Consider the following 1,210-nt stretch of genomic DNA (forward strand, 5'->3'; position numbering starts at 1 on the left):
CTCTTGTTTTATGGGTATTTTATCGGGTGAAAATAAAGCTTTTAAAGTTCTTCTTTCAAACAAATTCACTTGAATTATTCTGAGTAAACGTTGAACTGTCCAACCTGTTTTTCCTAAATGTTGAGCGAAACTCACCAATAAAGAGGCGATCATCGCAATCCAGATTTGTGTCTGAATTGCGTTCCTGCTGCGACCTAGAAACGCTTTTAATTTGAGATTCTGCTTAATCGCCTTAAAGAACAGCTCAACTTTCCAACGATCTTTATAAATCGCCGCAATGGTGGAGGCGGCTAAATGAAAGTTATTGCTGAGAAAGCTAAAGTGCTTGCCACTTTGCTGATCTCTATATTCAATTCTTCTTAACACTGGGGCTTTTCTTTTTAGGGCATGTGCGCTATTCAGCTGAATGGTTTCATCTTTTAGAATACCTTTGGATTCAAGCACTGGATGTTGCTGGATCACCTGATACACAGATTTAGGCCTAAAACGTGTGACAAATCCAATGTTTTGAGCAGTCAGATTTGCATACCATTGGTAATCGACATAGCCTTTATCAAAAACTACAATGCTGCCAGCAGGAAACTGGAATTTGCGGCCTTGTACCATGTCATTTTCTTTGCCATTTTCAACTGCAACAAACTCAGGAATATCATTGCTGTGATTCAATCCTATACGGAGTTTCATGCTGGCTTTTGAGTCGTGAACTTTGGCCCATTCACATAAGGAAAGCGACAGGTCAATATGACTGGCATCCAAGGAATACAAGGGATTCTTAAAGCGAAATTTATGAGCGACTTTTGAGTGGTCATAGTATTTAAGCAACTTGTAAAATAGCTGTTGATACAAGGCAGCAGGCTGCTGCTCATTGATTCGTGCCAGCGTGCTTCGGGGAATAGACTTTGCTCCGAGATGACTTAGCTTTTCCTGTTGGCACTCCAAATTGGATTGAATATCTCTCAGACTTTGCCTACAAGAGAATTGAGACATCAATATGGCAATAAACTGATCCCACCGGGAAGCCGCTCTAAATTTCTGTCCAACATGGTGTACTTTAGCAAGTTGTTCAAAATCCTGTCGCACAACAGGTTTAATTAGCTCATGAAATACGGTATTCTGATGTGACAAAACCTGAATCCTGGTCGTTAAAGTGTTTGTTTGCACTCATATTTTAACTGTTAGGACTCAGGTTTTTTTATTTAAAGCAAACTAT

General features: G+C 39.7%; 1 protein-coding gene. It reads right to left on the reverse strand.

Annotated elements, in window-relative coordinates; translation table 11 throughout:
• Nucleotides 1-1,125: IS4-like element ISAbe18 family transposase (locus FTT99_RS16330; RefSeq protein ID WP_180161690.1), on the reverse strand; the 1,125-nt coding region annotated here is incomplete at its 3' end.
• Nucleotides 1,126-1,210: the final 85 nt, after the last annotated feature.

It is taken from the genome of Acinetobacter sp. YH12040 (genome assembly GCF_013420005.1).
In the GTDB taxonomy this organism is placed as follows: domain Bacteria; phylum Pseudomonadota; class Gammaproteobacteria; order Pseudomonadales; family Moraxellaceae; genus Acinetobacter; species Acinetobacter amyesii.